This window comes from Pseudomonas sp. P5_109 (genome assembly GCF_034009455.1).
GTDB lineage: Bacteria > Pseudomonadota > Gammaproteobacteria > Pseudomonadales > Pseudomonadaceae > Aquipseudomonas.
The window spans coordinates 4,728,106-4,753,909 of the sequence record NZ_CP125380.1 but is presented as its reverse complement, the minus strand read 5'-3'; the positions used below and the strand labels follow the sequence as shown (position 1 = coordinate 4,753,909).

At 58.3% G+C, this 25,804-nt stretch carries 22 protein-coding genes and 4 tRNA genes; 17 read left to right on the top strand and 9 right to left on the bottom strand.

What is annotated here, in order from left to right:
- Positions 1-337 precede the first annotated feature (337 nt).
- A complete protein-coding gene (locus QMK54_RS21140) occupies positions 338-1,498 on the top strand; it encodes an MFS transporter (RefSeq protein ID WP_223589040.1) in 1,161 nt (386 codons plus the stop codon).
- Here the strand turns inward: QMK54_RS21140 and nhaR are convergent.
- Positions 1,485-2,384 carry a transcriptional activator NhaR gene (gene nhaR / locus QMK54_RS21135; protein ID WP_223589042.1) on the bottom strand — a complete coding sequence of 300 codons (900 nt, stop codon included), beginning with the start codon at positions 2,382-2,384 and terminating at the stop codon, positions 1,485-1,487. The two genes, QMK54_RS21140 and nhaR, sit on opposite strands and share 14 nt — an antisense overlap.
- A 135-nt stretch (positions 2,385-2,519) precedes the next feature.
- Here nhaR and QMK54_RS21130 point away from each other — a divergent pair, with 135 nt between their 5' ends.
- Together QMK54_RS21130 and QMK54_RS21125 are read left to right on the top strand one after the other, a co-directional pair.
- Entirely contained in the window at positions 2,520-2,756 is a 237-nt protein-coding gene (locus tag QMK54_RS21130; protein ID WP_320401277.1) for a hypothetical protein, read from the top strand.
- Between the two features lie 29 nt (positions 2,757-2,785).
- A complete protein-coding gene (locus QMK54_RS21125) occupies positions 2,786-3,535 on the top strand; it encodes a TerC family protein (RefSeq protein WP_110659932.1) in 750 nt (249 codons plus the stop codon).
- A gap of 70 nt (positions 3,536-3,605) precedes the next feature.
- On the opposite strand, the gene QMK54_RS21120 is transcribed toward QMK54_RS21125, so the two are convergent.
- Positions 3,606-3,767, bottom strand: coding sequence for a hypothetical protein (locus tag QMK54_RS21120; protein WP_181432046.1), 162 nt, complete (start codon positions 3,765-3,767; stop codon positions 3,606-3,608).
- 177 nt (positions 3,768-3,944) lie between these two features.
- Here QMK54_RS21120 and QMK54_RS21115 point away from each other — a divergent pair, with 177 nt between their 5' ends.
- The 3 genes from QMK54_RS21115 (at position 3,945) to QMK54_RS21105 (ending at position 5,213) form a co-directional block, all read left to right on the top strand.
- Complete coding sequence (locus tag QMK54_RS21115; RefSeq protein WP_110659931.1) at positions 3,945-4,679, top strand: peptidase C39 family protein; 735 nt, start codon at positions 3,945-3,947, stop codon at positions 4,677-4,679.
- A gap of 94 nt (positions 4,680-4,773) precedes the next feature.
- The gene (locus tag QMK54_RS21110) at positions 4,774-4,980 is read left to right on the top strand and encodes a DUF6021 family protein (RefSeq protein ID WP_015094297.1); all 207 of its coding nucleotides are present in this window, start codon (positions 4,774-4,776) and stop codon (positions 4,978-4,980) included.
- A gap of 17 nt (positions 4,981-4,997) precedes the next feature.
- Positions 4,998-5,213, top strand: coding sequence for a hypothetical protein (locus QMK54_RS21105; protein WP_110659930.1), 216 nt, complete (start codon positions 4,998-5,000; stop codon positions 5,211-5,213).
- A gap of 238 nt (positions 5,214-5,451) precedes the next feature.
- On the opposite strand, the gene pbpG is transcribed toward QMK54_RS21105, so the two are convergent.
- Both pbpG and folD read right to left on the bottom strand, forming a co-directional pair.
- Positions 5,452-6,387, bottom strand: a complete 936-nt coding sequence (pbpG, locus tag QMK54_RS21100; RefSeq protein WP_110659928.1) for a D-alanyl-D-alanine endopeptidase — start codon at positions 6,385-6,387, stop codon at positions 5,452-5,454.
- A gap of 236 nt (positions 6,388-6,623) precedes the next feature.
- On the bottom strand, positions 6,624-7,478 hold the full coding sequence (gene folD, locus QMK54_RS21095) for a bifunctional methylenetetrahydrofolate dehydrogenase/methenyltetrahydrofolate cyclohydrolase FolD (RefSeq protein ID WP_223589051.1): 855 nt from the start codon (positions 7,476-7,478) through the stop codon (positions 6,624-6,626).
- Between the two features lie 274 nt (positions 7,479-7,752).
- On the opposite strand from folD, the gene QMK54_RS21090 reads away from it, so the two are divergent.
- From QMK54_RS21090 to QMK54_RS21040, 11 genes are all read left to right on the top strand, one after another.
- Positions 7,753-7,829 (top strand) — tRNA-Arg (locus QMK54_RS21090).
- 32 nt (positions 7,830-7,861) lie between these two features.
- Positions 7,862-7,937, top strand: a tRNA-His gene (locus QMK54_RS21085).
- Between the two features lie 57 nt (positions 7,938-7,994).
- Positions 7,995-8,079 (top strand) — tRNA-Leu (locus tag QMK54_RS21080).
- A gap of 77 nt (positions 8,080-8,156) precedes the next feature.
- Positions 8,157-8,232 (top strand) — tRNA-His (locus QMK54_RS21075).
- Between the two features lie 385 nt (positions 8,233-8,617).
- Complete coding sequence (gene tig / locus QMK54_RS21070; protein ID WP_223589054.1) at positions 8,618-9,928, top strand: trigger factor; 1,311 nt, start codon at positions 8,618-8,620, stop codon at positions 9,926-9,928.
- A gap of 93 nt (positions 9,929-10,021) precedes the next feature.
- Positions 10,022-10,657, top strand: coding sequence for an ATP-dependent Clp endopeptidase proteolytic subunit ClpP (clpP, locus tag QMK54_RS21065; protein WP_015094302.1), 636 nt, complete (start codon positions 10,022-10,024; stop codon positions 10,655-10,657).
- A 112-nt stretch (positions 10,658-10,769) separates the two neighbouring features.
- Positions 10,770-12,053, top strand: a complete 1,284-nt coding sequence (clpX, locus tag QMK54_RS21060; RefSeq protein ID WP_007982210.1) for an ATP-dependent Clp protease ATP-binding subunit ClpX — start codon at positions 10,770-10,772, stop codon at positions 12,051-12,053.
- A 160-nt stretch (positions 12,054-12,213) separates the two neighbouring features.
- Entirely contained in the window at positions 12,214-14,610 is a 2,397-nt protein-coding gene (gene lon / locus QMK54_RS21055; protein ID WP_110657419.1) for an endopeptidase La, read from the top strand.
- 149 nt (positions 14,611-14,759) lie between these two features.
- Complete coding sequence (locus QMK54_RS21050; protein WP_002552737.1) at positions 14,760-15,032, top strand: HU family DNA-binding protein; 273 nt, start codon at positions 14,760-14,762, stop codon at positions 15,030-15,032.
- A gap of 233 nt (positions 15,033-15,265) precedes the next feature.
- The gene (locus QMK54_RS21045; protein ID WP_320401276.1) at positions 15,266-17,137 is read left to right on the top strand and encodes a SurA N-terminal domain-containing protein; all 1,872 of its coding nucleotides are present in this window, start codon (positions 15,266-15,268) and stop codon (positions 17,135-17,137) included.
- A 203-nt stretch (positions 17,138-17,340) separates the two neighbouring features.
- On the top strand, positions 17,341-18,186 hold the full coding sequence (locus QMK54_RS21040) for a DUF2242 domain-containing protein (RefSeq protein WP_110657415.1): 846 nt from the start codon (positions 17,341-17,343) through the stop codon (positions 18,184-18,186).
- A gap of 362 nt (positions 18,187-18,548) precedes the next feature.
- Here the strand turns inward: QMK54_RS21040 and QMK54_RS21035 are convergent, their stop codons facing one another.
- From QMK54_RS21035 to QMK54_RS21015, 5 genes are all read right to left on the bottom strand, one after another.
- A complete protein-coding gene (locus QMK54_RS21035; RefSeq protein ID WP_223589058.1) occupies positions 18,549-19,598 on the bottom strand; it encodes an AraC family transcriptional regulator in 1,050 nt (349 codons plus the stop codon).
- 3 nt (positions 19,599-19,601) lie between these two features.
- Positions 19,602-20,732 carry a nitrilase-related carbon-nitrogen hydrolase gene (locus QMK54_RS21030; RefSeq protein ID WP_320401275.1) on the bottom strand — a complete coding sequence of 377 codons (1,131 nt, stop codon included), beginning with the start codon at positions 20,730-20,732 and terminating at the stop codon, positions 19,602-19,604.
- Positions 20,733-20,977: 245 nt separating this feature from the next.
- Positions 20,978-22,306: a TolC family outer membrane protein gene (locus QMK54_RS21025; protein WP_110657409.1), complete on the bottom strand. Its 1,329-nt coding sequence runs from the start codon at positions 22,304-22,306 to the stop codon at positions 20,978-20,980.
- Position 22,307: 1 nt separating this feature from the next.
- Positions 22,308-23,648 carry an HlyD family type I secretion periplasmic adaptor subunit gene (locus QMK54_RS21020; RefSeq protein WP_320401274.1) on the bottom strand — a complete coding sequence of 447 codons (1,341 nt, stop codon included), beginning with the start codon at positions 23,646-23,648 and terminating at the stop codon, positions 22,308-22,310.
- A 6-nt stretch (positions 23,649-23,654) separates the two neighbouring features.
- The gene (locus QMK54_RS21015) at positions 23,655-25,391 is read right to left on the bottom strand and encodes a type I secretion system permease/ATPase (protein ID WP_223589062.1); all 1,737 of its coding nucleotides are present in this window, start codon (positions 25,389-25,391) and stop codon (positions 23,655-23,657) included.
- Between the last annotated feature and the right edge of the window lie 413 nt (positions 25,392-25,804).

Below are 25,804 nucleotides of genomic sequence, written 5' to 3'. Positions count from 1 at the left end.
AGCTTGCTCGCGCTGGACTGCGCAGCAGGCCCATTTGTTGGGGCCGCTTCGCTGCCCAGCGCGAGCAAGCTCCCTCGCCACGGGTTCAGTGTCTCGGTTTAACCGATCGGCATTAACCACAGGGTGTACGTTTTTCAGGGCGCGGACTTTATCACAGCCCAGCGTGGGCACGATCTTTCAGACCTGTGACGAACTGCCACCATGGTATTCAACGAGATAGGCAGGTTCGTGCAACCGCGTGCGGAAACACTCTGTTAAGATTCGCCATCCTCATTTTCATGTCTGCCAGTGGGCCTTCGGGCTATCGCTGGTGTCGTCGTTTTTTCTGGAGTTCTGCATGCTGTTGCCCATTCTTCTGTTGTCTGCCGCCGGTTTCACGGTGCTGACCACGGAATTCATCATCGTCGGCCTGTTACCGGCCATCGCCCGGGACCTGGACGTCAGCATCCCGCAGGCCGGTTTGCTGGTGACGTTGTTCGCTTTCACCGTGGCCGCGTTCGGGCCGTTCCTGACGGCATACTTCGCCCGCTTCGAACGGCGCAAGCTGTTCATCTCGGTGCTGATCATGTTTGGCCTGGCCAACACGCTGGCGGCACTGGCGCCGAACATCTGGGTGATGGCCTTTGCCCGGTTGATCCCGGCGCTGGGGCTGCCGGTGTTCTGGGCACTGGCCAGCGAGACGGCGGTGGACATCGTCGGGCCGGATTACGCCGGGCGCGCCATCGCCAAGATCGGCTTCGGCATTGTCTGCGCCACGGTGTTCGGCATTCCGGTGGGCACGCTGATTTCCGATGCGTTCGGCTGGCGCAGCGCCTTCGCGATTCTGGCAGTCATCGCCTTTGCCAAGGCGTTGCTGCTGTTTATCTACCTGCCGAAAACCAATCTGCATCAGCATCAGGTGAGCTTCCGGTCGCAGTTCAAGATCCTGCGCAGTCCGCTGATGCTGGGGCATGTGCTGCTGTCGGTGATTGTGTTCAGCGGCATGTTCACCGCCTACACCTATCTGGCGGACATTCTTGAGCGCCTGGCCGGTTTCAACGGTACGGTGGTCGGCTGGTGTCTCATGGGCTTCGGCGCGGTCGGGCTGATCGGCAACTCCCTGGGCGGCCGGGCGGTGGATCGTCATCCGCTGATGGCGTCGATGATGTTCTGCGCGTTCATGATTGCCGGCCTGGTGGCACTGGTGCCGAACATTCATTCGCCGCTCGGCCTGGCGGCGGCCATGGGCATTTGGGGCGTAACCCAGGCAGCGTTGTTCCTGGTCAGCCATGTGCGCCTGATGAAAGCCGCGCCCGAGGCGCCGGCGTTCGCCGCGTCGCTGAACATCGCCGGGGCCAACCTCGGTATCGGCCTGGGCGCGATGATCGGTGGCCGGGTGATCGACAGCGTCGGCCTGCAAGGCCTTGGTTTTGCGGCGGCCGCTTTCATTCTGGCTTCGATCCTGCTGGCCATCGCGCTGATGACCTTCAAGCCGCGTGAAGAGGTTACAGCGCTGTAAACAGCTCGCGTCGGGCACCTTCGGTAATGGCAACAATGCCGGGGTGCTTGACCTTGCGCTCCACTGAAATGGCATAGAACGACTCGCTCACCGCGTCGGTCTGGCCAATCACCTCTACGCCACATTGGCGTTTCACTTCATCGGCGATCACGCTCGGACCGATGAAAATCCCGCTGCCGGATTGGCCAAAGGCCTGCATCAGGGCGCTGTCGTCGAACTCACCGACAATCTGCGGCTGGATCTGCTGCTCGGCGAACCAGCGCTGCAAGCGACTGCGCACCACGGTTTCCGGGCCGGGAATCAGCAGCGGCGCACCGTGCAGATTGCGCGGGAAGTCGTGTCCATAACGTGCCGCCAGCTCCGGGGTGGCGAAGAAGCTGATCCCGCACTCACCGAGTTTCTGGCTGTAGCCCTTGATGTCCAGGTGCGACGGCATCGGGCTGTCGGATATCACCAGGTCCAGGCGCTGGATCGCCAGGTCGGCCAACAAACGCTCAAGCTTGTCTTCGCGGCACGTGATGCGCAGCGGTTCGCTCAGCTCCATGGTCGGTGCGATCAGGCGATAGACGATGGATTTGGGCACCACGTCGGCCACACCGACACGAAACAGAATCTGCTGCTCATTGGGTTGTGCCCGCAGCATCAGTTCCAGTTCGCCCCCCAGCTGAAACATTTGCTCGGCGTAGGGCAGGGCCTGGCGTCCGGCCTCGGTCAGTTCGAGTTGCCGTCCGACGCGCCGAAACAATTCGATGCCAAAGGTCTGTTCCAGCAATGAAATCTGCCCGCTGATGGTTTGTGGCGTGAGATTGAGCTGCTCGCAGGCACGCACGATGCTGCCGGTCTTGGCCACCACCCAGAAGTAATGCAATTGCCGATAGTTGAGCATGGCGATCTACAGTTCGTAAAAACCGAAGTATAACCGCTAAAAATACGAATTTTCCTGAAGTATTCAGTTCCATAGAATGCATCGCTATCAACGGGCCATCGTTTCGGTCCCGTTCGTTCTATCGAGGAATGCATCATGAAGCTGAAAACCACGGCACTGCTAATCACGTCTTTACTGGTACTGGCCGGTTGCGACCAGGCCGAGAAAAGCGCGCAGCAGTTGATGGGCAAGGCTGCCGAAAGCGCCAAACAGGCGATTGACGATACTCACAAGGCCGCCGAACAGGCGCTCAGCGATGCCACCGGCAGTGGCAAAAAAGAATCATCGGAAAAAGATGCGGAAAAATCCGAATCTTCTTCCCAGGAAATCTAAACCGCATTACAACGAGTCAGGACTGACCCATGGACTACCTTTTACAACTTGCCGCCAGCCCCACCGCCTGGGTCGCCCTCGCCACCCTGATCGTGATGGAAATCGTGCTCGGCATCGACAACCTGATCTTCATCTCGATCCTGACCAACAAGCTGCCTTTGCACAATCGACAGCGGGCACGGCGCATTGGTATCGGCATGGCGTTGATCCTGCGCCTGGGCTTGCTGAGCACCATCGCGTTCATCGTACAGTTGACTGCGCCGGTGATCGAGATTCTCGGCCACGCGTTCTCCTGGAAAGACATGATCCTGATCGCCGGTGGCCTGTTCCTGTTGTGGAAGGCGACCACCGAGATCCATCACAGCATGGACCCGGCACCGGAAGATCCGAAGACGGCGACCTCGACCGTGACCCTGGGCTTCGCTGCCGCGATCGGTCAGATCCTGATGCTGGACATGGTGTTCTCCATCGACAGCATCATTACCGCTGTCGGCATGACCGAGCATTTGCCGATCATGGTCATTGCGGTGGTGGTGTCGGTACTGGTGATGTTGTTGGCGGCTGATCCGTTGGCCAAGTTCATCAACGACAACCCGACGGTGGTGATGCTGGCCCTGGGCTTCCTGATCATGATCGGCATGACGCTGATTGCCGAAGGTTTCGGCGCCCACGTACCGAAAGGCTACGTCTATGCGGCCATGGCATTCTCGGCTTCGATCGAAGTGTTGAACATGATGTCCCGCCGGGCCCGGCAGAAGCAGGTAAACGCTGACGCTTGACGCTGGATAAATACGAAACGGCCGCCTGAACCCAGGCGGCCGTTTTCGTTTGTGTGAGGCAAAAAACTGATCAGTGAGCGTTGGCGTGTGGGCTGCGCGTCTCTTCTGGCGCAGTGGCTGGCGGGGCAGGGTGATGGTGGCGACGAGTAATGCGCAGCACGCCCCACAGCATGGCGGCGGCTACCGCCAGCCATCCGCCAATCAACATCACAATGATCATGGTCAGGCTCATCTGTGCCTCCTCTTTGCCCTGCTGCGGGCACACGCTTCGCTGTCGTCTCTTTAGGGAACAGTCTAGCCGTTGCTGTATTTCAGGCTATTGACCGAAAGTCGACAGACACTAACCAGTTTGCTCTATCGACAGCGCTCGACTGCCGTTTAAAGCTATACCGTAGCGGCGCGGCGCCCTATGATCGACGACCAAGCCGGGAATGGGATTGCCCGGCGTCTGAACCTGAACAAGAGAGCGATGATGGTGCGGGTATTTTCTCGAATTTTGTCGACCATGCTGATCGCCGGTTGCGTGGCAAGCCTGGCGGGCTGTGCCGGCAGCGTTGCGCCCGAGATCAAGCGTTTGCCGGAGCGTGTCGAACTCAGCGGCCGGTTCTATCGGGGCGATGCCTATCAAAGCGGGCCCCAGGTACTGGCCAGCATGCTGTCCCAGCAGGGCATCGTGATCACCCCGGGTTTGCTCGACAAGCCCTTGCATCTGCCGGGGGGCGAAGCTCAGTTGCAACAGAACATGCAGAACCTGGCCCGCGAGTACGGGATGGTCGTTTATCCCCTCGACAGCAACCTTGCGGCCTTGTTGACGCAAGTCGCCGCCGGTTATCCGGTAATGGTGCGTTTTACTGAAGGCTCGGCGATGTGGGCCGAACCGCGTTACGCCATTCTGGCCGGCTACAATCGCCAGAAACAGACGGTCCTGTTGCGCGCCGGGATGAATCGCCGCGAACTGATGAGCTTCAGTTCCTTCGAGTCCGCGTTCAAGGACGCCGGTGGTTGGGCCGTGCTGATTCAGAATCCGACGCAAATCCCGGCTCAGGTCGATCAGCAGCGTTGGCTCAAGGCCGCCAACGATGTGGCTCAGGCCGGCCAGGAACAAGCGGCCGCGAAGGCGAAAAAAGCCTTGGCCGCACACTAAGTCCGTTGGTCACCCGGCGGGCACCATCGCTCGCCGCCGGCCTCTGATCTTTAACGGCCCGGACCATTCTTCGGGCCGAGATCAGGAGGCGCCCATGGCTCATTCCACCACGCCCGTCGGTCCGCACTCGTCTGAACATTCTTCCGGCGATGAGCTGGGTTTCGATCCCGATTCCCCGGACCTTGCCGATCCACAGGTCGACCCGATCGGACCCGCCAAGGCGCCGAGGGATGTGAAGCCGGGTGACAACCCCAAGGCTCCGGCCAAGCCCTACGATCCACTGGGTGATCTGAAACCTTAGGTCCAATGGAGGTGCGTATGTCCACTGATTCCAGTTTCGACGATAAACGTCCGGAAACTGTCCCATCTACGCCGCAAGAGGACATTGACCCGGTGCTGGATCCGGACAGCCCGCTGCGCGATCCACTGGCGCGGCCGACAGTGGTGCCAATCGAGCATCCGCAGGGCTGGCGAGACCCTAGCAAAGGGGATGGCATTCCGGATGACGACCAGATGCCGCTGCCTAACGACTGATTCTGCGATGGAAAAAAGCCCCGAATGTTCGGGGCTTTTTTCGGGCCTTTCACTGGTTTGGAGGCCCCCTCATTGTCAACTCGGACGCGGTCTCTTGTAGGAGCTGGCTTGCCAGCGATGGTCGTGAACGATAACGCGTATGAACTGGATAAACGCGGTGCACTTGAGTCCATCGCCGGCAAGCCGGCTCCTACAGTTTCCCGGGAATGCGTGAAGATCCTTTTTTATTCGTCGTTGCTTACTTCGACGCTTCAACCACACCGGTTTGGCGCTGCTTGAGGTTCTTGTCTGCCTTGTACTGCAAGGCTACGGAAGGCACGTCTGCGCTCTTTCCGCTCTCTACCCAATTACGCATGCGCGTGGCATCGGCAAAATGGGTGTACTTGCCATAGGCGTCAAGGATCACCAGGGCCACCGGGCGGTTACCCATTCGGGTCACCAGCACCAGGCAGTGACCGGCTTCGTTGGTGAAACCGGTTTTTGTCAGCTGGATGTCCCAGTCCGGCTTGCGGACCAAATGGTCGGTGTTGCGAAAGCCCAGGCTGTAGTTGGGTTTACGGAACGAGACGGTTTTTTCCTTGGTCGTGCTCAGCTCGGTCAGCAGTGGGTACTTGTGCGCGGCAATCAACAATTTGCTCAAGTCGCGAGCGGTCGACACGTTGCGCGGCGAGAGACCTGTCGGTTCGACGAAGTGTGTGTTGGTCATGCCCAGGGCCCTTGCCTTGGCGTTCATCGCGGCAATGAACGCGGCATAGCCGCCCGGATAGTGGTGCGCCAGAGTGGCGGCGGCGCGGTTTTCCGAGGACATCAGGGCAATCAGCAGCATTTCCCGGCGCGGCAGTTCGCTGCGCAGCTTGACCCGGGAGAACACGCCTTTCATTTCCGGTGTATCGCTGATGTTGACGTCGATGTATTCGTCCATGTTCTGCCGGGATTCAACCACGACCAGGCCAGTCATCAACTTGCTGACGGAGGCGATCGGCACCACTACGTCAGGATTGCTGGCATAGATGACTTTGTTGGTCTGCATGTCCAGCAGCAAGGAGCTGCCGGAAGCGAGCTTGAGTGTGGTATCTCGCGGCGCAGCGGTGGTTTCGCCAGCGCTGGCGATTGGCGTGATGAAAGTCCCTGCAACTGCAATAAATAGGCTCAGGATGGAAAGACGGATTTTCACGCTGGCAGACTCGTAAAGTGTTGATAAGCCGTTTTGTAACGGGCTGTTTCCTGAAAAGCGCGACATTCTGGAGTATGGCTGAATAACTGTCGATGGTTGTTCAAGTAACAGGTGAAAGTCCTGAGAAACATGAAAAAAATGTCATTTTCCGGCGGATGGTCGAGATGTTTCGCAGGCAAAAAAAACCCCGCCAGGGGCGGGGTTCCTTGTTTCGCTGTCAGCGTCTGCGTTGAAACTCAGCTGTGCAGGGTTTCAGCGGCATACAGGGTGTTTTCCAGCAGGCAGGCACGGGTCATCGGACCTACGCCGCCCGGTACCGGAGTAATCCAGCCGGCGCGGGGCAGGGCGGTTTCGTAGATCACGTCACCGACCAGCTTGCCGTCGTCCTGACGGTTGATGCCGACATCGATCACGATCGCGCCTTCCTTGATCCATTCGCCCTTGACCAGGCCCGGCTTGCCGGCGGCGACGACAACCAGGTCCGCACGGCCGACATGGCCGGCCAGGTCCTTGGTAAAGCGGTGGGTAACGGTCACGGTGCAACCGGCCAGCAGCAGTTCCATGGCCATCGGGCGGCCAACGATATTGGACGCACCGACAACCACGGCATCCATCCCGTAGAGATCGGCCCCGGTGCTTTCCAGCAGGGTCATGATGCCTTTGGGGGTGCATGGGCGCAGCAGCGGAATGCGCTGGGCCAGGCGACCGACGTTATAAGGATGGAAACCGTCGACGTCTTTATCCGGGCGAATGCGCTCCAGCAGTTTGGAGGCGTCCAGGTGTTCAGGTAGCGGAAGCTGCAGCAGAACGCCGTCGATTGCAGGATCGTCGTTCAGGCGATCGATCAGATCGGTCAGCGCTTCTTGAGTGGTTTCGGAAGGCAGGTCATAAGCTTGGGATAGAAAGCCGACCTCTTCACAGTCTTTACGCTTGTGCGAGACATAAACCTGAGAGGCAGGATCGCTGCCGACCAGGATCACCGCAAGGCCGGGCGTGCGCAGGCCTTGCTGGCGACGCTCGGTGACACGTTGGGCGATCTGCTGGCGCAGGCTGGCGGCGATCGATTTGCCGTCGATTAGTTGTGCAGTCATTGCGCGTGATTAACCATCGAGAGGGGAAAAAAAGAGAACGCATTCTCGCATGTCATGCGGTGAGGGCAAAGGCGCTTGGTCTGCAAATTCCCCTAACTCCTTTAATTAAATGAATTTTTTTTAAAAATGATTTGACGACCTTCAGGGGGCTCTATACTATTCGTCGCACTTGTCGGGCACAGCCTAGCACTGGTTAAGAAGGTTGAGCGGGATTACGGTTCTGCGAGACTGGAAAGCACTTAGTTTGTAGTCCTCCAAGGTTACAGCTAACAAGGCGCCCGTAGCTCAGCTGGATAGAGCATCCGCCTTCTAAGCGGATGGTCGCAGGTTCGAGTCCTGCCGGGTGCGCCATTAGGCAACTTTGGCACAAGTAGCGCGATATGGTGGGCGTAGCTCAGTTGGTAGAGCACGGGATTGTGACTCCCGTTGTCGTGGGTTCGATCCCCATCGTCCACCCCATATTTCGAAAGGCGCCAGATTAACAGTCTGGCGCCTTTGCTTTAAAAGGCTTCATCCGCGGATGTGGTGGAATTGGTAGACACACTGGATTTAGGTTCCAGCGCCGCGAGGCGTAAGAGTTCGAGTCTCTTCATCCGCACCAAATAAAGCTTCACTCAGGCTGTCGGCCTGGCTGGAGCTTCATAAAGAAGTTGTTTGGCTTCTTTAACAGGCAATATGGTGGGCGTAGCTCAGTTGGTAGAGCACGGGATTGTGACTCCCGTTGTCGTGGGTTCGATCCCCATCGTCCACCCCATATTTCGAAAGGCGCCAGATTGAAAAGTCTGGCGCCTTTTTTGTTTCAGCGGCCGCAGGTTCCGGGTCGCAGGGGCAGGGCGTTTCGTCGTATTTATGTTTCTCGATGATGCCGTCCTGTCCGCCGGCCTTGCTTGCGAGATCGGCTGTCAGGGAGATGATTGGCGACCTCTTCTATATAGGAAGGGTTGGCGCAGAGCCCTGGCGTGATTGGTTGTATTTGCCATCGGGGCGAGGTGCATTCGTGCATTCGCACCTATAAATTGCCTGCTGCTTTTTTACCCGTTTTCAGTAGGGTGACTTCTTGAGTTTGACCCACTAGAATGCATGCCCTTGATTCTGGGGTCGGAAACGGCCGGCTAACGTCTGTGCAACGAGGAATATCCATGCAAGTTTCTGTTGAAAATACTACTGCTCTTGAGCGCCGCATGAGCGTCACCGTGCCGGCTGAGCGCATCGAGAGCCAGGTCAACAAGCGTCTGCAGCAGACCGCCCAAAAGGCCAAGATTGCTGGCTTCCGTCCAGGCAAAGTGCCAATGAGCGAAATCAAGCGCCGTTTCGGTGCTGACGCTCGTCAGGAAGCTGTAGGCGACGTGATCCAGTCTTCCTTCTACGAAGCTGTGGTTGAGCAGAAGCTGAACCCGGCTGGTCAGCCTTCGATCGAGCCTAAGTCCCTGGAAGCGGGCAAGGACCTGGAATACGTAGCCGTATTCGAAGTGTTCCCTGAGTTCACCGTTGCCGGTTTCGAGGGTATCACCGTCGAGCGCCTGAGCGCTGACGTGGCTGACGCCGATCTGGACAAGATGCTGGACATCCTGCGCAAGCAGAACACCCGTTTCGAAGTGGCCGATCGCGCTGCCCAGAACGAAGACCAGCTGAACATCGATTTCGTCGGCAAAGTCGACGGTGAAGTGTTCGCTGGCGGTTCTGCCAAGGGTACTCAGCTGGTTCTGGGTTCCGGCCGCATGATCCCTGGTTTCGAAGATGGCCTGGTTGGCGCAAAAGCCGGTGAAGAACGCGTTCTGAACCTGACTTTCCCTGAGGACTACCAGAACCTGGACCTGGCTGGCAAAACCGCCGAGTTCACCGTGACCGTCAACACCGTTTCCGAGCCAAAGCTGCCAGAGCTGACCGAAGAATTCTTCGCTCAATTCGGCATCAAGGAAACCGGTCTGGAAGGCTTCCGTGCCGAAGTTCGCAAGAACATGGAGCGCGAGCTGCGTCAGGCGATCAAATCCAAGGTCAAGAATCAGGTAATGGATGGTCTGCTGGCCACCAACCCGATCGAAGTGCCAAAGGCTCTGCTGTCCAATGAAGTTGACCGTCTGCGCGTGCAGGCTGTTCAGCAGTTCGGCGGCAACATCAAGCCTGACCAACTGCCGGCCGAGCTGTTCGAAGAGCAAGCCAAGCGTCGCGTAGTGCTGGGTCTGATCGTGGCTGAAGTGGTCAAGCAGTTCGACCTGAAGCCTGACGAAGCCCGCGTTCGCGAGATGATTCAGGAAATGGCTTCGGCCTACCAGGAGCCTGAGCAAGTTGTGTCCTGGTACTACAAAAACGACCAGCAACTGAACGAAGTTCGTTCGGTTGTGCTGGAAGAGCAAGTTGTGGATACTGTTCTGCAGAAGGCTAGCGTGACCGACAAGTCGGTCTCTTACGAAGAAGCAGTCAAGCCGGTAGAAGCACCACAAGCCGACTGATCACTTTTGCGGTAAGAAGCAAACACCATAAGCCAGCCTTCGTGCTGGCTTATGCGTATTCAAGACATAACTATTTGGGAGTGACTGCAGAGCATGTTCCGTAATTCGTATATTCAGCAGAACTCTGATATCCAGGCCGCAGGCGGCCTGGTCCCGATGGTTGTCGAGCAGTCCGCTCGTGGCGAGCGCGCCTACGACATCTACTCGCGCCTGCTCAAGGAGCGAGTGATCTTCCTGGTTGGTCCGGTAGAGGACTACATGGCCAACCTGATCTGTGCGCAACTGCTGTTCCTTGAAGCGGAAAACCCGGACAAGGACATCCATCTCTATATCAACTCCCCGGGCGGTTCGGTGACGGCGGGCATGTCGATCTACGACACCATGCAGTTCATCAAACCCAACGTGTCGACCACTTGTATCGGTCAGGCGTGCAGCATGGGCGCATTCCTGCTGACGGCCGGTGCCCAAGGCAAGCGTTACTGCCTGCCGAACTCGCGTGTGATGATTCACCAGCCACTGGGCGGTTTCCAGGGCCAGGCGTCGGATATCGAAATCCATGCCAAGGAAATCCTCTTTATTCGTGAGCGTCTCAACACGCTGATGGCCAAGCACAGCGGGCGCACTCTTGAAGAAATCGAGCGCGACACCAACCGTGACAATTTCATGAGTGCGGACGCCGCGCGTGAGTACGGGTTGATCGACGAAGTGATCAGCCAGCGCCCTGCTTAAAATAAGCAGCTCAAAATAGGGTTGGTCGGCAGGTCCGATCACCTGCGGGCTTGAAAAAGCCCGCAATAGCCTTCATCTTGTGTTGCAAGCCTATCGGATTTGGATCGAACGAATGACTGACACCCGCAACGGCGAGGACAACGGCAAGCTGCTCTATTGCTCCTTCTGTGGCAAAAGCCAGCATGAAGTGCGCAAATTGATTGCCGGCCCCTCGGTCTTTATCTGCGACGAGTGCGTCGACCTGTGCAACGACATCATCCGCGAGGAGGTGCAGGAAGCACAGGCCGAAAGCAGCGCGCATAAATTGCCTTCGCCTAAAGAAATCAGCGGCATCCTTGATCAGTATGTGATTGGTCAGGAGCGTGCGAAAAAGGTTCTGGCCGTAGCGGTGTACAACCACTACAAGCGCCTTAATCAGCGTGACAAAAAGAATGACGACGTCGAACTCGGCAAGAGCAACATCCTGCTGATCGGCCCGACAGGCTCGGGTAAGACCTTGCTTGCCGAAACACTGGCCCGCTTGCTGAACGTTCCGTTCACCATCGCTGACGCAACCACCCTCACCGAGGCAGGTTACGTGGGTGAGGATGTCGAGAACATCATTCAGAAGCTGCTGCAGAAGTGCGATTACGACGTAGAAAAAGCCCAGATGGGCATTGTCTATATCGATGAAATCGACAAGATTTCGCGCAAGTCTGACAACCCGTCGATCACCCGGGACGTTTCCGGTGAAGGCGTGCAGCAGGCGCTGCTGAAGTTGATCGAAGGCACGGTTGCTTCCGTTCCGCCTCAAGGTGGTCGCAAGCATCCGCAGCAGGAATTCCTGCAGGTCGACACCCGTAACATCCTGTTCATCTGCGGTGGTGCGTTCTCTGGTCTGGAAAAGGTTATTCAAAACCGTTCCACCAAGGGCGGCATCGGCTTCAACGCAGAAGTGCGCAGCAAGGAAGAGGGCAAGAAAGTCGGTGAGTCCCTGCGTGAAGTCGAGCCTGACGATCTGGTCAAGTTCGGTCTGATCCCGGAATTCGTCGGTCGTCTGCCAGTCCTCGCGACGCTGGACGAGCTTGACGAGGCTGCATTGATGCAGATCCTCACCGAGCCGAAAAATGCTCTGACCAAGCAGTATGCCAAGCTGTTCGAGATGGAAGGCGTTGATCTGGAATTCCGTTCCGACGCTCTGAAATCGGTCGCCAAGCGTGCCCTGGAGCGTAAAACCGGTGCCCGTGGCCTGCGTTCGATTCTCGAAGGTGTATTGCTCGATACTATGTATGAAATCCCCTCGCAATCTGAGGTGAGCAAAGTAGTGATCGATGAAAGCGTGATAGAAGGCAAGTCCAAGCCACTGTATATCTACGAAAACAGTGAGCCGACCGCCAAGGCCGCGCCAGACGCTTAAGCGTCACGCAGCCGGTACAAAGAAGGGGCCTTCGGGCCCCTTTGCTTTTTGCGCGTTTTACACAGTCTTTGTGCTTGTTTTTTTTGAAGGCTACCCCCATCTTGGTTTCAAGCTTACTTCCATCTGTTTCCGGCCTTATGGCCGCCGTAGAGGCGAAATCATGAAGACAACCATCGAATTGCCTCTCCTGCCATTGCGTGATGTCGTTGTGTATCCGCACATGGTTATCCCGCTGTTCGTGGGGCGCGAGAAATCCATCGAAGCCCTCGAGGCTGCGATGACGGGCGACAAGCAGATTTTGCTGCTGGCCCAGAGAAACCCGGCTGACGACGATCCCGGTGAAGATGCCCTGTATCGCGTTGGTACAATTGCCACCGTTCTGCAGCTGCTGAAGCTGCCTGACGGCACGGTCAAGGTTCTGGTCGAGGGTGAGCAGCGGGGTGCCGTGGAGCGCTTCAGCGAAGTGGACGGCCACTGCCGTGCCGAAGTCTCCCTGATCGACGAAGTCGACGCGCCAGAGCGCGAGTCGGAAGTGTTCGTTCGCAGCCTGCTGTCGCAGTTCGAACAATACGTGCAGTTGGGCAAGAAAGTCCCGGCTGAAGTCCTGTCGTCGCTCAACAGCATCGATGAGCCAGGCCGCCTGGTCGACACCATGGCCGCACACATGGCCCTGAAGATCGAGCAGAAGCAGGAAATCCTCGAAATCATCGATCTGTCGGCCCGGGTCGAGCACGTCCTGGCGTTGCTGGATGCCGAAATCGATCTGCTGCAAGTTGAAAAGCGCATTCGTGGGCGCGTCAAGAAACAAATGGAGCGCAGTCAGCGCGAGTACTACCTGAATGAGCAGATGAAGGCCATTCAGAAAGAGCTCGGCGACAGCGACGAGGGTCACAACGAAGTCGAAGACCTGAAAAAACGTATCGATGCTGCCGGCCTGCCGAAAGACGCGCTGGCCAAGGCGACGGCCGAACTGAACAAGCTCAAGCAGATGTCGCCGATGTCCGCGGAAGCGACCGTGGTGCGTTCGTATATCGACTGGCTGGTTCAGGTGCCGTGGAAGGCCCAGAGCAAGGTGCGCCTGGACCTCGCACGGGCAGAAGACATTCTGGATGCCGACCACTACGGCCTGGAAGAGGTCAAGGAGCGGATCCTCGAATACCTCGCCGTGCAAAAACGCGTGAAGAAAATTCGTGGTCCGGTGTTGTGCCTGGTCGGTCCTCCGGGGGTGGGTAAAACGTCCCTGGCGGAGTCGATCGCTCACGCCACCAACCGCAAATTCGTGCGCATGGCCCTCGGTGGCGTGCGTGATGAAGCGGAAATTCGTGGTCATCGCCGTACTTACATCGGTTCGATGCCAGGAAGATTGATTCAAAAGATGACAAAAGTGGGTGTCCGCAACCCGCTGTTCCTGCTCGATGAAATCGACAAGATGGGCAGCGACATGCGTGGCGATCCGGCATCGGCGTTGCTGGAAGTGCTCGATCCCGAGCAGAACCACAACTTCAACGATCACTATCTGGAAGTCGATTACGACCTGTCCGATGTGATGTTCCTGTGCACCTCGAACTCGATGAACATCCCGCCGGCGTTGCTGGACCGGATGGAAGTGATCCGTCTGCCGGGCTACACCGAAGACGAGAAGATCAACATTGCCGTCAAATACCTTTCGCCGAAGCAGATCACTGCCAACGGTTTGAAGAAAGGCGAGCTGGAATTCGACGCCGAAGCGATCCGCGATATCATCCGTTACTACACCCGCGAAGCCGGTGTGCGTGGGCTGGAGCGCCAGATTGCCAAGGTTTGCCGCAAGGCGGTTAAAGAGCATGCACTGGAAAAACGCTTCTCGGTGAAGGTCACTGTGGACGATCTGGAGCATTACCTCGGCGTGCGTAAATTCCGCTACGGCCTGGCCGAGCAGCAGGATCAGATCGGTCAGGTGACCGGCCTGGCGTGGACTCAGGTGGGCGGCGAGTTGCTGACCATTGAAGCCGCTGTGGTACCGGGCAAGGGCCAGTTGATCAAGACCGGTTCCCTGGGGGACGTGATGGTCGAGTCGATCACCGCTGCCTTGACCGTTGTTCGCAGCCGGGCGAAGAGCCTGGGCATTCCCCTGGACTTCCACGAGAAGCGCGACACGCACATCCATATGCCGGAAGGGGCGACCCCTAAAGACGGCCCTAGCGCTGGTGTAGGCATGTGCACGGCCCTGGTTTCGGCATTGACCGGCATTCCGGTACGCGCGGATGTGGCCATGACCGGCGAAATCACTTTGCGTGGTCAGGTACTGGCGATTGGCGGTTTGAAAGAAAAACTGCTTGCAGCGCACCGTGGCGGAATCAAGACGGTGATCATTCCTGAAGAGAATGTGCGCGATCTCAAAGAGATTCCGGACAATATCAAGCAGGATCTACAGATTAAACCGGTTAAATGGATTGACGAGGTCCTGCAAATTGCGTTGCAATACGCGCCGGAGCCCTTGCCGGACGTGGCTCCGGAGATAGTCGCGAAGGATGAGAAACGCGACGCAGATTCTAAGGAAAGAATTAGCACGCATTAGTACGTATTTACCTGGGGGGCTTTCTTGACAGCTTTTTAGAGCCCTTGTTATAAAGCGGCTCTTAAGTGTCTGTAGGCCATTCAGCACTCGTTTTTGCTTTCACCAAAAAAACTTAGAATCATACTCAAATAGATATAAGGGGACTTAGAGTGAACAAGTCGGAACTGATTGATGCTATCGCTGCATCCGCTGATATCCCGAAAGCTGCTGCTGGCCGTGCGCTGGACGCTGTAATCGAATCCGTCACTGGCGCTCTCAAGGCTGGCGACTCTGTTGTTCTGGTTGGTTTCGGTACTTTCTCCGTAACTGATCGCCCAGCTCGCATTGGTCGTAACCCACAGACCGGTAAGACGCTGGAAATCGCAGCAGCCAAAAAACCAGGTTTCAAAGCCGGTAAAGCACTGAAAGAAGCTGTCAACTAAGTTCGATTCAGGTTTTTACCCATCCGGGTCGGGGTCATGCCTGACTTGGCAGCGGAGCGGCAGTCCTGACTGCAGGTCGCCGGTTCAAGACACCGAGGGTCGCCAGTTCGAGCCCTCGATCCGCTCCGCCAGTTACGAGAAGGCGCATCCTCGGATGCGCCTTTCTTCTATCCGGATTCTACCCACGCTCCACGGTTGCCTAATTTTGAAGTTCAACCGTTTCTGGGGGACGCATGCTGCAGAATATCAGGGACAATTCACAAGGCTGGATTGCCAAGACTATTATCGGGGTCATCGTTGTTCTGATGGCCTTGACCGGTTTCGACGCCATTTTCAAAGCCACGTCGCACAGTAATGATGCGGCCAAGGTCAACGGCGATGAAATCAGCCAGAACGAGCTGAGCCAGGCGGTCGATATGCAACGCCGCCAGCTCATGCAACAGCTGGGCAAGGATTTCGATGCTTCCTTGCTGGATGAAAAAATGTTGCGTGAATCGGCTCTCAAGGGCCTGATCGATCGCAAGCTGCTGCTGCAAGGCGCAGAAAAATCGAAGTTCGCTTTTTCCGAAGCAGCGCTGGATCAGGTCATCCTGCAAACACCAGAGTTTCAGGTTGATGGCAAATTCAGTTCCGATCGTTTCGATCAGGTGATTCGCCAACTCGGCTATACCCGCATGCAATTCCGCCAGATGCTGGCTCAGGAAATGCTGATTGGTCAGCTGCGTGCCGGCCTGGCAGGTAGCGGTTTCGTGACCGATGCACAGGTACTGGCGTTTGCCCGTCTGGAAAAACAGACCCGCGATTTCGCCTCCCTGAACATCAAGGCCGACCCGGCAGCCGTGAAGCTGACCGACGATGAGGTCAAGGCCTATTACGACGAACACGCCAAGGAATTCATGACGCCGGATCAGGTGGTCATCGATTACCTCGAGCTGAAGAAGGCTTCCTTCTTCGACCAGGTCAGCGTCAACGACGAAGACCTGCAGGCGGCCTATCAGAAAGAAATCGCCAACCTGTCCGAGCAACGCCGGGCTGCGCATATTCTGATTGAAGTGAACGACAAGACCACCGAGGCGCAAGCCAAGGCGAAGATCGAAGAGATCCAGGCCCGTCTGGCCAAGGGTGAGCAATTCGAGGCGCTGGCCAAGGAATTCTCCCAGGATCCTGGTTCGGCGAACAACGGCGGCGACCTGGGTTATGCCGGTCCTGGCGTCTACGACCCGGCGTTCGAAAAAGCCCTGTATTCGTTGACCAAGGACCAGGTCTCTGCACCGGTTCGCACTGACTTCGGTTTCCACCTGATCAAGCTGTTGGGTGTGGAAGCACCAGAAGTGCCAACGTTCGCCAGCCTGAAAGACAAGCTGACCCGTGGCCTGAAAAGCCAACAGGTCGAGCAGCGTTTCGTTGAGGCGAGCAAGCAACTGGAAGACGCCTCGTTCGAAGCGTCCGATCTGGCTCAGCCGGCGCAGGACCTGAAACTGACCGTGCACACGTCCAAGCCGTTCGGCCGTGAAGGCGGTGAGGGTATTGCCGCCAACCGTGCCGTGATCACTGCCGCGTTCAGCCCGGAAGTCCTGGATGAGGGCGCGAACAGCACCGCCATCGAGCTCGATCCGGAAACCGTGGTCGTGTTGCGTGCCAAGGAGCACCTGAAGCCTTCGCAATTGCCGCTGGAAAGCGTTTCTGCCGCGATCCGCGTGCAACTGGCCAAGGAACACGCCAGCGCCGATGCCAAGACCAAGGCTGAAGCCCTGATCGCCGGCCTGCGCGATGGCAAGACCCCGTTGGATCAAGCGGTCGACGGTCAGGCCTGGAAAGTCACTGAAGCGGCGACCCGCGCTCAGGAAGGGGTTGACCCTGCTGTGCTGCAAGCGCTGTTCCGCATGGCGAAGCCTGCGGCCAAGGACAAGCCGACCTTCACCAGCGTGACGCTGGCGGACGGCAGCCTGATGATCGTGCGCCTCAATGGCGTGAACGAAGCAGCGGCGCCGACCGAAGAAGAGAAAGCGCAGTACCGTCGCTACCTCGCTTCGCGTATCGGCCAGCAAGACTTTGCGGCGTATCGCAAGCAGCTGGAAAGCCAGGCAGACATCAAGAAATACTGATGCCTGAACAGGTTTAGCGCAGCACAGGAGACCCCGGCCGAAAAGCCGGGGTCTTTTTGTTTGGCCGTACGTCATTTGCCGCGGTGACGTTTGTGCAAAACCGGGGTCAATCAGCCTGTAACTGTTTTAAGACACGATCGATGCTCCGCTAAGCATCGATCTGTTGCACAATACGCCCCGTACCGTTTTCCTCAGGATGTTCAATGTTTAAATCATTTCCCATGCGGGTTGTCGGGTTGGCTGCCGTGCTTGCCACTGCGGCCGGTTGTTCATCGAACAAAACCGCCATCTATGAGCATGAGAACTTCGATGATTCCGGGACCTTTTCCCGCAACTATCCGGTCACCGATACCCAGAGCTGTGAAGCGGCCCGTCGCGCCTTGCTGAGCCAGGGTTACATCATCACCAGCAACGATTCGAAGCTGGTCAGCGGTCACAAGAGCTTCCAGCAGACCGGCGAGAACCACATGGAGATCAGCTTCAGTGTGGTCTGTACCGATGACGGCAGCGAAGGGCATCACGCGACGGTGTTCGCCAACGCCCTGCAGGATCGTTATGCGCTGAAGAAGACCAACAACTCCGCCAGTCTCGGTGTGGGTGTATTGGGCTCGGTATCGATGCCGATCGGCTCTTCTGATGACTCGATGGTCAAGGTCGCCAGCGAAACCGTATCGTCTGCCAAGTTCTACGAGCGCTTCTTCGCGCTGGTCGAACTGTTCCTGCCGCCGGAAGCGAAAAAGGCTGCGCACATCACCGAAAAGCCGAAGACGGACCTGGGCATGCCTGAACCCAAGGCCGCTCCGGCACCACTGGCGCCAGCCCCGGCGGCGGCACCCGCTGTAGAGCCGGCAGTGTCTGCACCTGCGCCGGCCGAAGCGATGCCTGTCTCCTCCGAGCCGGTTGCCCCGCCTCCTGACGCAGCACCGATCACACCGGTCGAGAGTATCGCGCCCGTACTGTCCCCGGAAATCGTCACGCCACCGCCGAACCCGACTGACTTGCCACCGCCGAGCGAACCCATTCCGGCGATGCCTGTCTCTGGCCAGTGAGGGTGTCTGCACAGGATCGGCTCAGATGACCCGATCCTGTGGCCGCTCCAATGATTGACCCGCATCAGGCAAGTCCGCAGTTCTGCGATTTCCCGCGAAAAAACCAATGATAAATTCCTGACCAACTGCTACGTTTTATTCAGTAGCGACGGAGTGTCGTGTCCGCGTCATTTTTCTTTCACGCGGGCACTTTATGCTCAAGGGGCTGGTCATTTATTCAAGCGTTTTCAATGTATGTCGGGGGGATCCAAAAATGGACGATTATCAAGAAGAGCTGCTCGAGTACCAGGCTTTCGAACTGGACCCACTGGAGCCGGCGGAAGACGCTACAGAGCTTTAAAGCTTCAACTTGTCGCTTGCAGCTAGACGCTTGAGGCTGTTTCTCTATGGCTTCGGCGAAATTCGCCGGGTGTCTGCCCGTTCCAGCGTTTGAATGCGCGTTGAAACGCTTCGGCTGAGGCAAAGCCCAGCAGGTAGGCGATCTCTCCGAACGCCAGCTCTGTGTCGCGTATGTAAGTCATGGCCAGGTCGCGGCGGGTGTCGTTGAGAATCGCGCGAAATTGCGTGCCTTCTTCGACGAGCTTGCGGCGCAAGGTCCAGGTCGGCAGCTTCAGGCGTGCCGCCACCTCCTGCAGGTCGGGTTCCCGGCCGCCATTAAGTAACGGTCCCAGCAGCGCGATGATGCGCTCCCGCAGGCTGCGGGTGCGTGTCAGTTGCTCCAACTCCTGCTCACACAGTTGCAGCAAATGCCGCCAGGTGCTCGGGCAATGCTCGGGGTTGCGCTGGGCGAGGCTTGCCAGGCCCAAGCGCAGTTGATTGCGTTCACTGCCAAACTGAATCGGACAGTCACCCAAAACGTCATAGGCCGCACGGTAACCGGGTTCTTCGAATTCGATCTCGATGCGTTCGGCGCGCAGTGGGGCCGGGCTGACACTGGATAACTGCTGTAACCAGCCGGCGATGATCGAATCGACCACGAAACGGTTGTAGGCGTTATAGGGGCTGATTGAATAGAAACGCAGCCAGGCGCCCTGGGCGTCTTCGTGAAAACTGGATTGACCCCGATAATTTGAACCATACAAGGCTTCGAAGCGAATCAGGCAGCGCGCGGCTTCACGCACTGTCGGCGCCTGGGCGGCGGTGACCCCGGCCAGGCCTGCCTGGCTCAGGCGACTGAGCTGCCCCATGCGCAGGCCAAGGGCCGGGTTGTCGGTCAGTTGAATGGCGCTGTGGCCCAGGCGCATGTAGCGCGGTATCGACAGGCGGGCACCGGCTTCGCTCAGGCGCGCGGCATCGAGGCCATATTGATCGAGCAGGGGCTGCGGATCGACGCCATGACTGCGCACGGCATCGGCCAGGCTATGAACAAAGCCCACCGACAGATTGCCGAGGCGCATCGGTTGCGGTTTCATGGCTTACAACCAGAGGTTCAGTAAGCGCGCACCCTGGGCATTGCCGTCGGCAAAGTGCTGGCCGTTGCGGCTGAGGAAACTGTGCCCGGCGCTGCCCTGATCCCAGAATTGACCCCGCAGGAACACACTCATGCCCGCGACAGCCTGACTGGCCGGAATCCGGGTCGAGAGGGTCAGGCGCTGCCAGGCCTGGCCTTCACTGACTTCTCCAGGCTTCAAGTCAACCGAGGCTGGCTCTGATGACCCCCTGTAGCCACGCCACGGCTGATCCCAAGTGCCACGGCCGGCAACAAAGGCCGGTACCGCCACCAGTTGAACGCTCTGGTCGTTGAGCCTGAGGTAGTTTTCCGGGTACCAGCTGTCGTGGCCGATCAATACGCCCAACCTTCCTGCGGGAGTATCAACGACGTTGAGCGCGTGCTCGCCGTTCGCCTTGATCCCGTTCTGTTGTGCGAAGAACGGGTGCATCTGGCGCTGGGGCTGGCCGATTGGCTGGCCATCGTTGTTGAACACTACACTGCTGTTGTACAGCGCACCGCGGCCGATTTTCAGGGTGCCGTCGATGATGCTCGGTTCGGGCAGCACAATGGAGCCTGCGACCAGTGTCACGTGGAATTCCCTGGCCAATCCTCCGAACAGTGCCTGGTAGTCTCTGGCCATCGCCTTGGCTTTCATGCGCAGATGGGCATCGTCCAGGCGGTTGCCACCTTCGGCGCTGATCAACGCCTTGGCGAACTTCAGGGGATTGCTCACCGCCAGCCAGTTCATGGCCTCCTTGAGGGTGCTGGCCTGATACAACTCATCCTTCTCGCCGCTGACCATCAGCCAGGTCCCGACGTGTTCCGGCAGCACGACGACGGTCTTGCCGTTCAACAAACCCTGGTCCTGGGCAGCTTGCAGATAGGCCGCGAGCTTGCGATGCAAGCGCTCGGGGCTTTGATAATCGGTAGGAAACAGTTCGGGCTGAATGCCCAGCAAATTGCCACGATCGGCAGGCGTACCCTGGTCGACAGCCAGATTGATCCGCAGGTCCGAAAGGTAATGGGCCACCGGCCGGTCCGCAGCCCACATCGCGTAGGTCGTGAGGGCGGCGAGCAATGCCATGGAGAATGTCAGGTACAAAAGTTTGCGCATGGGGAAACAGTTTACAGCCTGGAGCCGGGCGTGGCTTTTCATTTGAAACCGGATCGAGCATAAAGGGAATCAAGGGCTTGGTGGGCAAATTTCAACGCTGACGTATTTTTTGGCTGGAGGTCACACGGACCCTTGTAGGAGCGAGCTTGCTCGCGAGGGACGTCAACGATAACGCGTGTGAACTGGATAAACGCTGCGCACTTGAGTCCATCGCCGGCAAGCCGGCTCCTACAGGTATTGCGTTACTACTTGGTGACCAAGAGTTCCGGGCCGAGGTAGTTGTTGATCTGGTCGATGTCGTCGTCGCCCAGGCTGCCCACCGAAGAGGCCAGGCGCAGGCGCGACATCAGATAGCGCACCTTGGCATCGAACAGATCGTGACGTGCAACGAAGAGCAGCTCTTCGGCATTGAGGACGTCGGAGTTGGTGCTGGTGCCACCTTCCTTGAAGCCCTTGCGTGTCGAAGCCAGTGAGCGCTCGTTGGACGCTACGGCCGTCTCCAGTGCGCGAATGCGTTTGGCGCCGCTCAGTATGCCTTGATACTCACGGGTGGTTCCGGTGATGACTTCCTGTCGCGCGGCGTCAAGTTCATCCATAGCCTTGTCGCTATTGGCACTGGCCTGGCGAGTCAGAGCGCTGACGCCGCCACCGCTGTACAACGGAATATTGACTTCCAGCCCGACCGAGCCGTAGTGGTTGCGTTGATTCAACTCGGAAAGCGATTGGCTCTCACCCGCGGTGTAGCCGGCGATGAAATCCAGTGTTGGCCAGTGGCCTGCGCTGTTGCGCTTGACTTCTTCTTCGGCGAGGTCGCGGCTGTAACGGCGTGCATGGATCAGCGGGCTATCGGCTTGGGCCTTGACCAGCCAGTCCTGCAGGTTGCTTGGTAGCAGCGGTGGTGTATCGAAGGTCGGACGCAAGGTGGTCAACGATTCAGGGGTTTCACCGATGTATTCCTCGAGTTTGCGACGCGCGTTGACCAGATTGTCCTGTGCTTCGATCAGTTCAGCTTCGGCGAGGTCGCGGCGAGCGGTCGACTCGTCGATGTCGGTGACGGTGCCAGCCCCCAGTTCCATGCGCCGTTTCGCCGAGGCGAGTTGCTCATCGAAGGCGGTCAGCTTGGACTTGGCCAGGGTAATGGTTTCGCTGGCCAGGAGCACGTCGAAATAGCTTTCGGCCAGGCGCACTGCGGCGTCCTGGCTCTTGGCATCGAACACCGCGTCGCTGTAGTCGGCGCGCTGTTGACCCTGGCGGTACTCGGCCATTTTCTGTTTGTTGAACAGCGGTTGGCGCAGGCGCACGTTGGCGCCCTTGGAGTCGTAGTGCAGATCATTGTCGATTTTGTTCTGGGTTTGGGAGCCATTGACCTTGTTGTGGTAGCCCGAGGCATTGATCTGCGGTAGCAGGCCGGCCTTGCCGATGGCGCGGTTTTCGCCGCCGGCCTCTTTTTCATGCACGGCGGCTTTGTAGATAGGGCCCTGGTACTGCAACAGATCCCAGGCTTGCTTGAGGTCCATGGCGTTGGCCGGCAGGGCCAACCCCAGCAGGCAGAAAAGCAGGCAATGACGGTCCATTTCATTGTTCCTTGAATGAGCTGTCCACACGTTCGAGCATTGGTTTAAGAAGATAGCTCATCATGTTGCGTTCGCCGGTCTTGATGGTGACGCTGGCGGGCATGCCGGGGCGAATGTGATTGCTGCCAAGCAGGCTCATGCCGTCGGGCGTGACTTCCACCTGGGCCAGATAGAACGGTTGCTTGCTTTCCTCGTCCATCAGGCGGTCGGCGGAGATGGTCATCACGCGGCCGGGGATGTTGGGCGTCTTGGCATGGCTGAAGGCCGGGAAAGAAATGTCCACGGACAGGCCGGGGACCATCTTGTCGATGGCCTGCACGGGAATCATCGCGTCGACCTGCAGCGGTTGGTCGAGCGGAACGATTTCCATGATCTTGAAGCCAGGCTGAATGACCCCGCCGACGGTGGCAATGCTCAGGCCCTGGACCATGCCGTCGATTGGCGAGCGAATCACCGTGTGGGTCACTTCATAGTCGAGTGAGCGCAAGCGGTCGGCCAGTGTGGTGTTTTCCTTGGCGGTTTCAGTCAGCTGCGATTCGACTTCCTTCAGGTAATCGTGCTGGCGCTGCAGGATGCGCAGCTTGATTTCGGTGGTCTGGCTACGTATGCGGGCGATGTTGTTGAGGTTCTCGGCCTGGCCGGCGGAGAGGTCGGCATTGCTGCGTTCCAGTTCGAGCAGGCGGTTGCGTGGCACATAGCCTTCGGCCGACAGCACGCGGGTGCCTTGCAGTTCCTGATTGAGGAAGTTGATCTGCGAGGCGCGGGCGGCATAGACCTGCTGCAGGCCCTTTTGTTGCACTGCCGATGCCGCCAGGTTCTCCTGCAGGATGCTGATTTCGCCAGCGAGACCGATACGGCGAGTGTCCAGCAGGCGCTGTTGCAGGTCCATGGCGGCCTCAAGGCGGTAATCACCCTTGAAGCGCTTGAGCAGTTCGGGATCGAAGGTCACCACATCGCGACCGTCACGTTCCGCTTCCAGGCGGTTTTCCACGGTCTTGCTGACGATGTACTGGGCGCTGATTGCACCCTCCTCGGCAAGAGCACGCAACGAGTCGAGACGGACCACTTCCTGTCCTTTTTTCACCAGGTCGCCTTCGCGAACGAGAATGGCCTCCACGGTCCCGCCGCTCAGATGCTGCACGGCTTTGCGATTGTTGGTGACTTTGACCGTGCCTGTCGCAACCACGCCAGCATCCAGCGGCGCCAGCCAGGACCACAGGAGGAAACCGCCGAAGCCGGCGAGCACCAGCCACACGCCCCAGCGCGCGGGTTTACCGACGTCCAGATCGACTACGCTGCGGGGATCGGCAGGAATCATTTCGGTGTGTTGGCTCATTTGCATGATCGATCACTCCCGTGCTTTGACGGAGGCCAGCGGAGTCGACGCGCCTGCAGGCATCACACTGGCCTTGCGCAGCGCTGCGAATACTTCATCGCGCGTGCCAAGCATCTGCACGCCGCCGTCACGCAGCATCAGCACCTTGTCGACGGCGCAGAGTACGTTGGGACGGTGGGAAATCAGGATGACGGTGGCGCCACGAGCCTTGAGTTCGGCCAGCGCATCGACCAGGGCTTTTTCGCCGATATCATCAAGGTTGGCGTTCGGCTCATCCAGCACGATCAGGTTGGGCTCGCCATATAGGGCGCGGGCCAAGGCGATACGTTGCTTCTGGCCACCGGAAAGCGGGCTGCCATCGGTGCCCAGGCGGGTGTCATAACCCTGTGGAAAACGCAGGATCATTTCGTGCACGCCAGTGATCTTGGCGGCGCGGATGACCGCTTCGCTGTCCACTTCGCCAAATCGCGCAATGTTGTCGGCAATGTTGCCCTCGAACAGCTCCACATCCTGTGGCAGGTAGCCGATCCAGGGGCCAAGTTCGGCCTTGTTCCAGGTGAATATGTCCGCGCCGTCCAGGCGTACCTTGCCGGCCTGCGTCGGCCAGACGCCAACCAGCAGGCGGGCGAGGGTGGATTTGCCCGAGGCGGATGGGCCGATGATGCCCAGGCTTTCGCCGGGGACCAGGCTGAAGCCCACACCGCGCAGAATCGTGTTGTTGGTACCGGGGGCACCTGCATACACATTCTCCACCGCCAGCATGCCCTGTGGCCGCTGCAGCGACATGCTCGGTGGCCGGCGCGGGTAATCAGCCAACATCTCATTGAGCCGGCCCCAGGCCGAACGGCAGCCCAGCAGTTGCTTCCAGGACGCGATGACCTGTTCCACCGGGCCCAGTGCACGGCCGGTGAGGATCGAGCAGGCAATCATCATCCCCGGGGTGATCTTGCCTTCGATCGCCAGCAGCGCGCCGGCGCCAAGGATCAGGGATTGCAGCGTGATCCGCACGAAACGCCCGGTGCTGCTGATCAAGGCAGCGCGGTCGGAGGCCAGGGTCTGCATTTCCAGAATGCGCAAATGGCTCAGGTACCAGCGCTTGCTGATCGACGGCAGCATGCCCATGGCCTCGATGACCTCGGCATTGCGCAGGTTGTTGTTGGCGTATTGGGCGGAGGACATGGCGGCCTGGTTGGCTTCGGCCAGCGGCCTTTGCGTCGCCTTTTCAGTGAGGTACGCCAGGCCCATCAGGATCAGCGAGCCGACCAGGGTGAGCAGTCCGAGCAGTGGGTGGATCAGATAGGCGACCAGCAGGTAGATCGGCGTCCACGGTGCATCGAAGAACGCGAACAGGGAATTGCCGGTGACGAACTGACGAACCTGGGCGAGGTCTTGCAGGGCCTGGGCCGGATTACCGCCGGCGCGGCTCAGGTTGCGCTCGAATGCTGCGTTGAAAATGCGCCGGTTGAGGTCCATGTCGAGGCAGTTGCCGACCCGGATCAGAACCCGGGTGCGGACCATCTCCAGCGTGGACATCAGCAAGAACAGACCCACTACCAGCACAGTCAACATCGTCAGCGTCGTGACGTTGCGACTGACCAGGGCTCGATCATAGACCTGCAACATATAAATAGCTGGCGTCAACATCATGACGTTTATGACGCCGCTGAACCCCGCCAGAGAGTAAAAGCTGCGGCGCATGCGAAAAAGGGCGTCGGCCAATTCGGAACGGATGCTCGACTGCTTGGGCATGGTGATCCTCCCACTGCGAAAAGCCGGTTGCCCTTGCGGCGCAACAGCTAACAGTAAATGTAGTTCCTTTAAGCGCTTATGCACACGCAGGCTGGTCGCTCTGTGGATGGCGAGTCTTCCGAAATCGCTGCGGTGCTCCCTTATGCAGGAGCGTAGGTGGCGGCGAAACACTCCGAAATAACATTTCGCTCTATACCTGCACTCAACTTTCTATATGTCTTTTAAAAACAGCTAGTTGTGCGCCTCAAACACCAGTCGTCTGTTTTAGCGACGTAATATTGACAAAGGTTTGCTATGGAACTTTAGTCTTAGTTATCGGGGGGCCCGCCCGCCTGAAGCTTGCCATCGTTTTGGCAACGCAAGGCGCGGTGATTTTCCCGGGAGGAGCAGAACATGTTGATCATTTCGTTGTT

Bases quoted from the DNA above. Each gene is read 5' to 3' on its own strand.
- QMK54_RS21140 (WP_223589040.1), top strand. From the start codon at position 338: ATGCTGTTGCCCATTCTTCTGTTGTCTGCCGCCGGTTTCACGGTGCTG.
- nhaR (WP_223589042.1), bottom strand. From the start codon at position 2,384: ATGCTCAACTATCGGCAATTGCATTACTTCTGGGTGGTGGCCAAGACC.
- QMK54_RS21130 (WP_320401277.1), top strand. From the start codon at position 2,520: ATGAAGCTGAAAACCACGGCACTGCTAATCACGTCTTTACTGGTACTG.
- QMK54_RS21125 (WP_110659932.1), top strand. From the start codon at position 2,786: ATGGACTACCTTTTACAACTTGCCGCCAGCCCCACCGCCTGGGTCGCC.
- QMK54_RS21120 (WP_181432046.1), bottom strand. From the start codon at position 3,767: ATGAGCCTGACCATGATCATTGTGATGTTGATTGGCGGATGGCTGGCG.
- QMK54_RS21115 (WP_110659931.1), top strand. From the start codon at position 3,945: ATGATCGACGACCAAGCCGGGAATGGGATTGCCCGGCGTCTGAACCTG.
- QMK54_RS21110 (WP_015094297.1), top strand. From the start codon at position 4,774: ATGGCTCATTCCACCACGCCCGTCGGTCCGCACTCGTCTGAACATTCT.
- QMK54_RS21105 (WP_110659930.1), top strand. From the start codon at position 4,998: ATGTCCACTGATTCCAGTTTCGACGATAAACGTCCGGAAACTGTCCCA.
- folD (WP_223589051.1), bottom strand. From the start codon at position 7,478: ATGACTGCACAACTAATCGACGGCAAATCGATCGCCGCCAGCCTGCGC.
- tig (WP_223589054.1), top strand. From the start codon at position 8,618: ATGCAAGTTTCTGTTGAAAATACTACTGCTCTTGAGCGCCGCATGAGC.
- clpP (WP_015094302.1), top strand. From the start codon at position 10,022: ATGTTCCGTAATTCGTATATTCAGCAGAACTCTGATATCCAGGCCGCA.
- clpX (WP_007982210.1), top strand. From the start codon at position 10,770: ATGACTGACACCCGCAACGGCGAGGACAACGGCAAGCTGCTCTATTGC.
- lon (WP_110657419.1), top strand. From the start codon at position 12,214: ATGAAGACAACCATCGAATTGCCTCTCCTGCCATTGCGTGATGTCGTT.
- QMK54_RS21045 (WP_320401276.1), top strand. From the start codon at position 15,266: ATGCTGCAGAATATCAGGGACAATTCACAAGGCTGGATTGCCAAGACT.
- QMK54_RS21040 (WP_110657415.1), top strand. From the start codon at position 17,341: ATGTTTAAATCATTTCCCATGCGGGTTGTCGGGTTGGCTGCCGTGCTT.
- QMK54_RS21035 (WP_223589058.1), bottom strand. From the start codon at position 19,598: ATGAAACCGCAACCGATGCGCCTCGGCAATCTGTCGGTGGGCTTTGTT.
- QMK54_RS21030 (WP_320401275.1), bottom strand. From the start codon at position 20,732: ATGCGCAAACTTTTGTACCTGACATTCTCCATGGCATTGCTCGCCGCC.
- QMK54_RS21025 (WP_110657409.1), bottom strand. From the start codon at position 22,306: ATGGACCGTCATTGCCTGCTTTTCTGCCTGCTGGGGTTGGCCCTGCCG.
- QMK54_RS21020 (WP_320401274.1), bottom strand. From the start codon at position 23,648: ATGCAAATGAGCCAACACACCGAAATGATTCCTGCCGATCCCCGCAGC.
- QMK54_RS21015 (WP_223589062.1), bottom strand. From the start codon at position 25,391: ATGCCCAAGCAGTCGAGCATCCGTTCCGAATTGGCCGACGCCCTTTTT.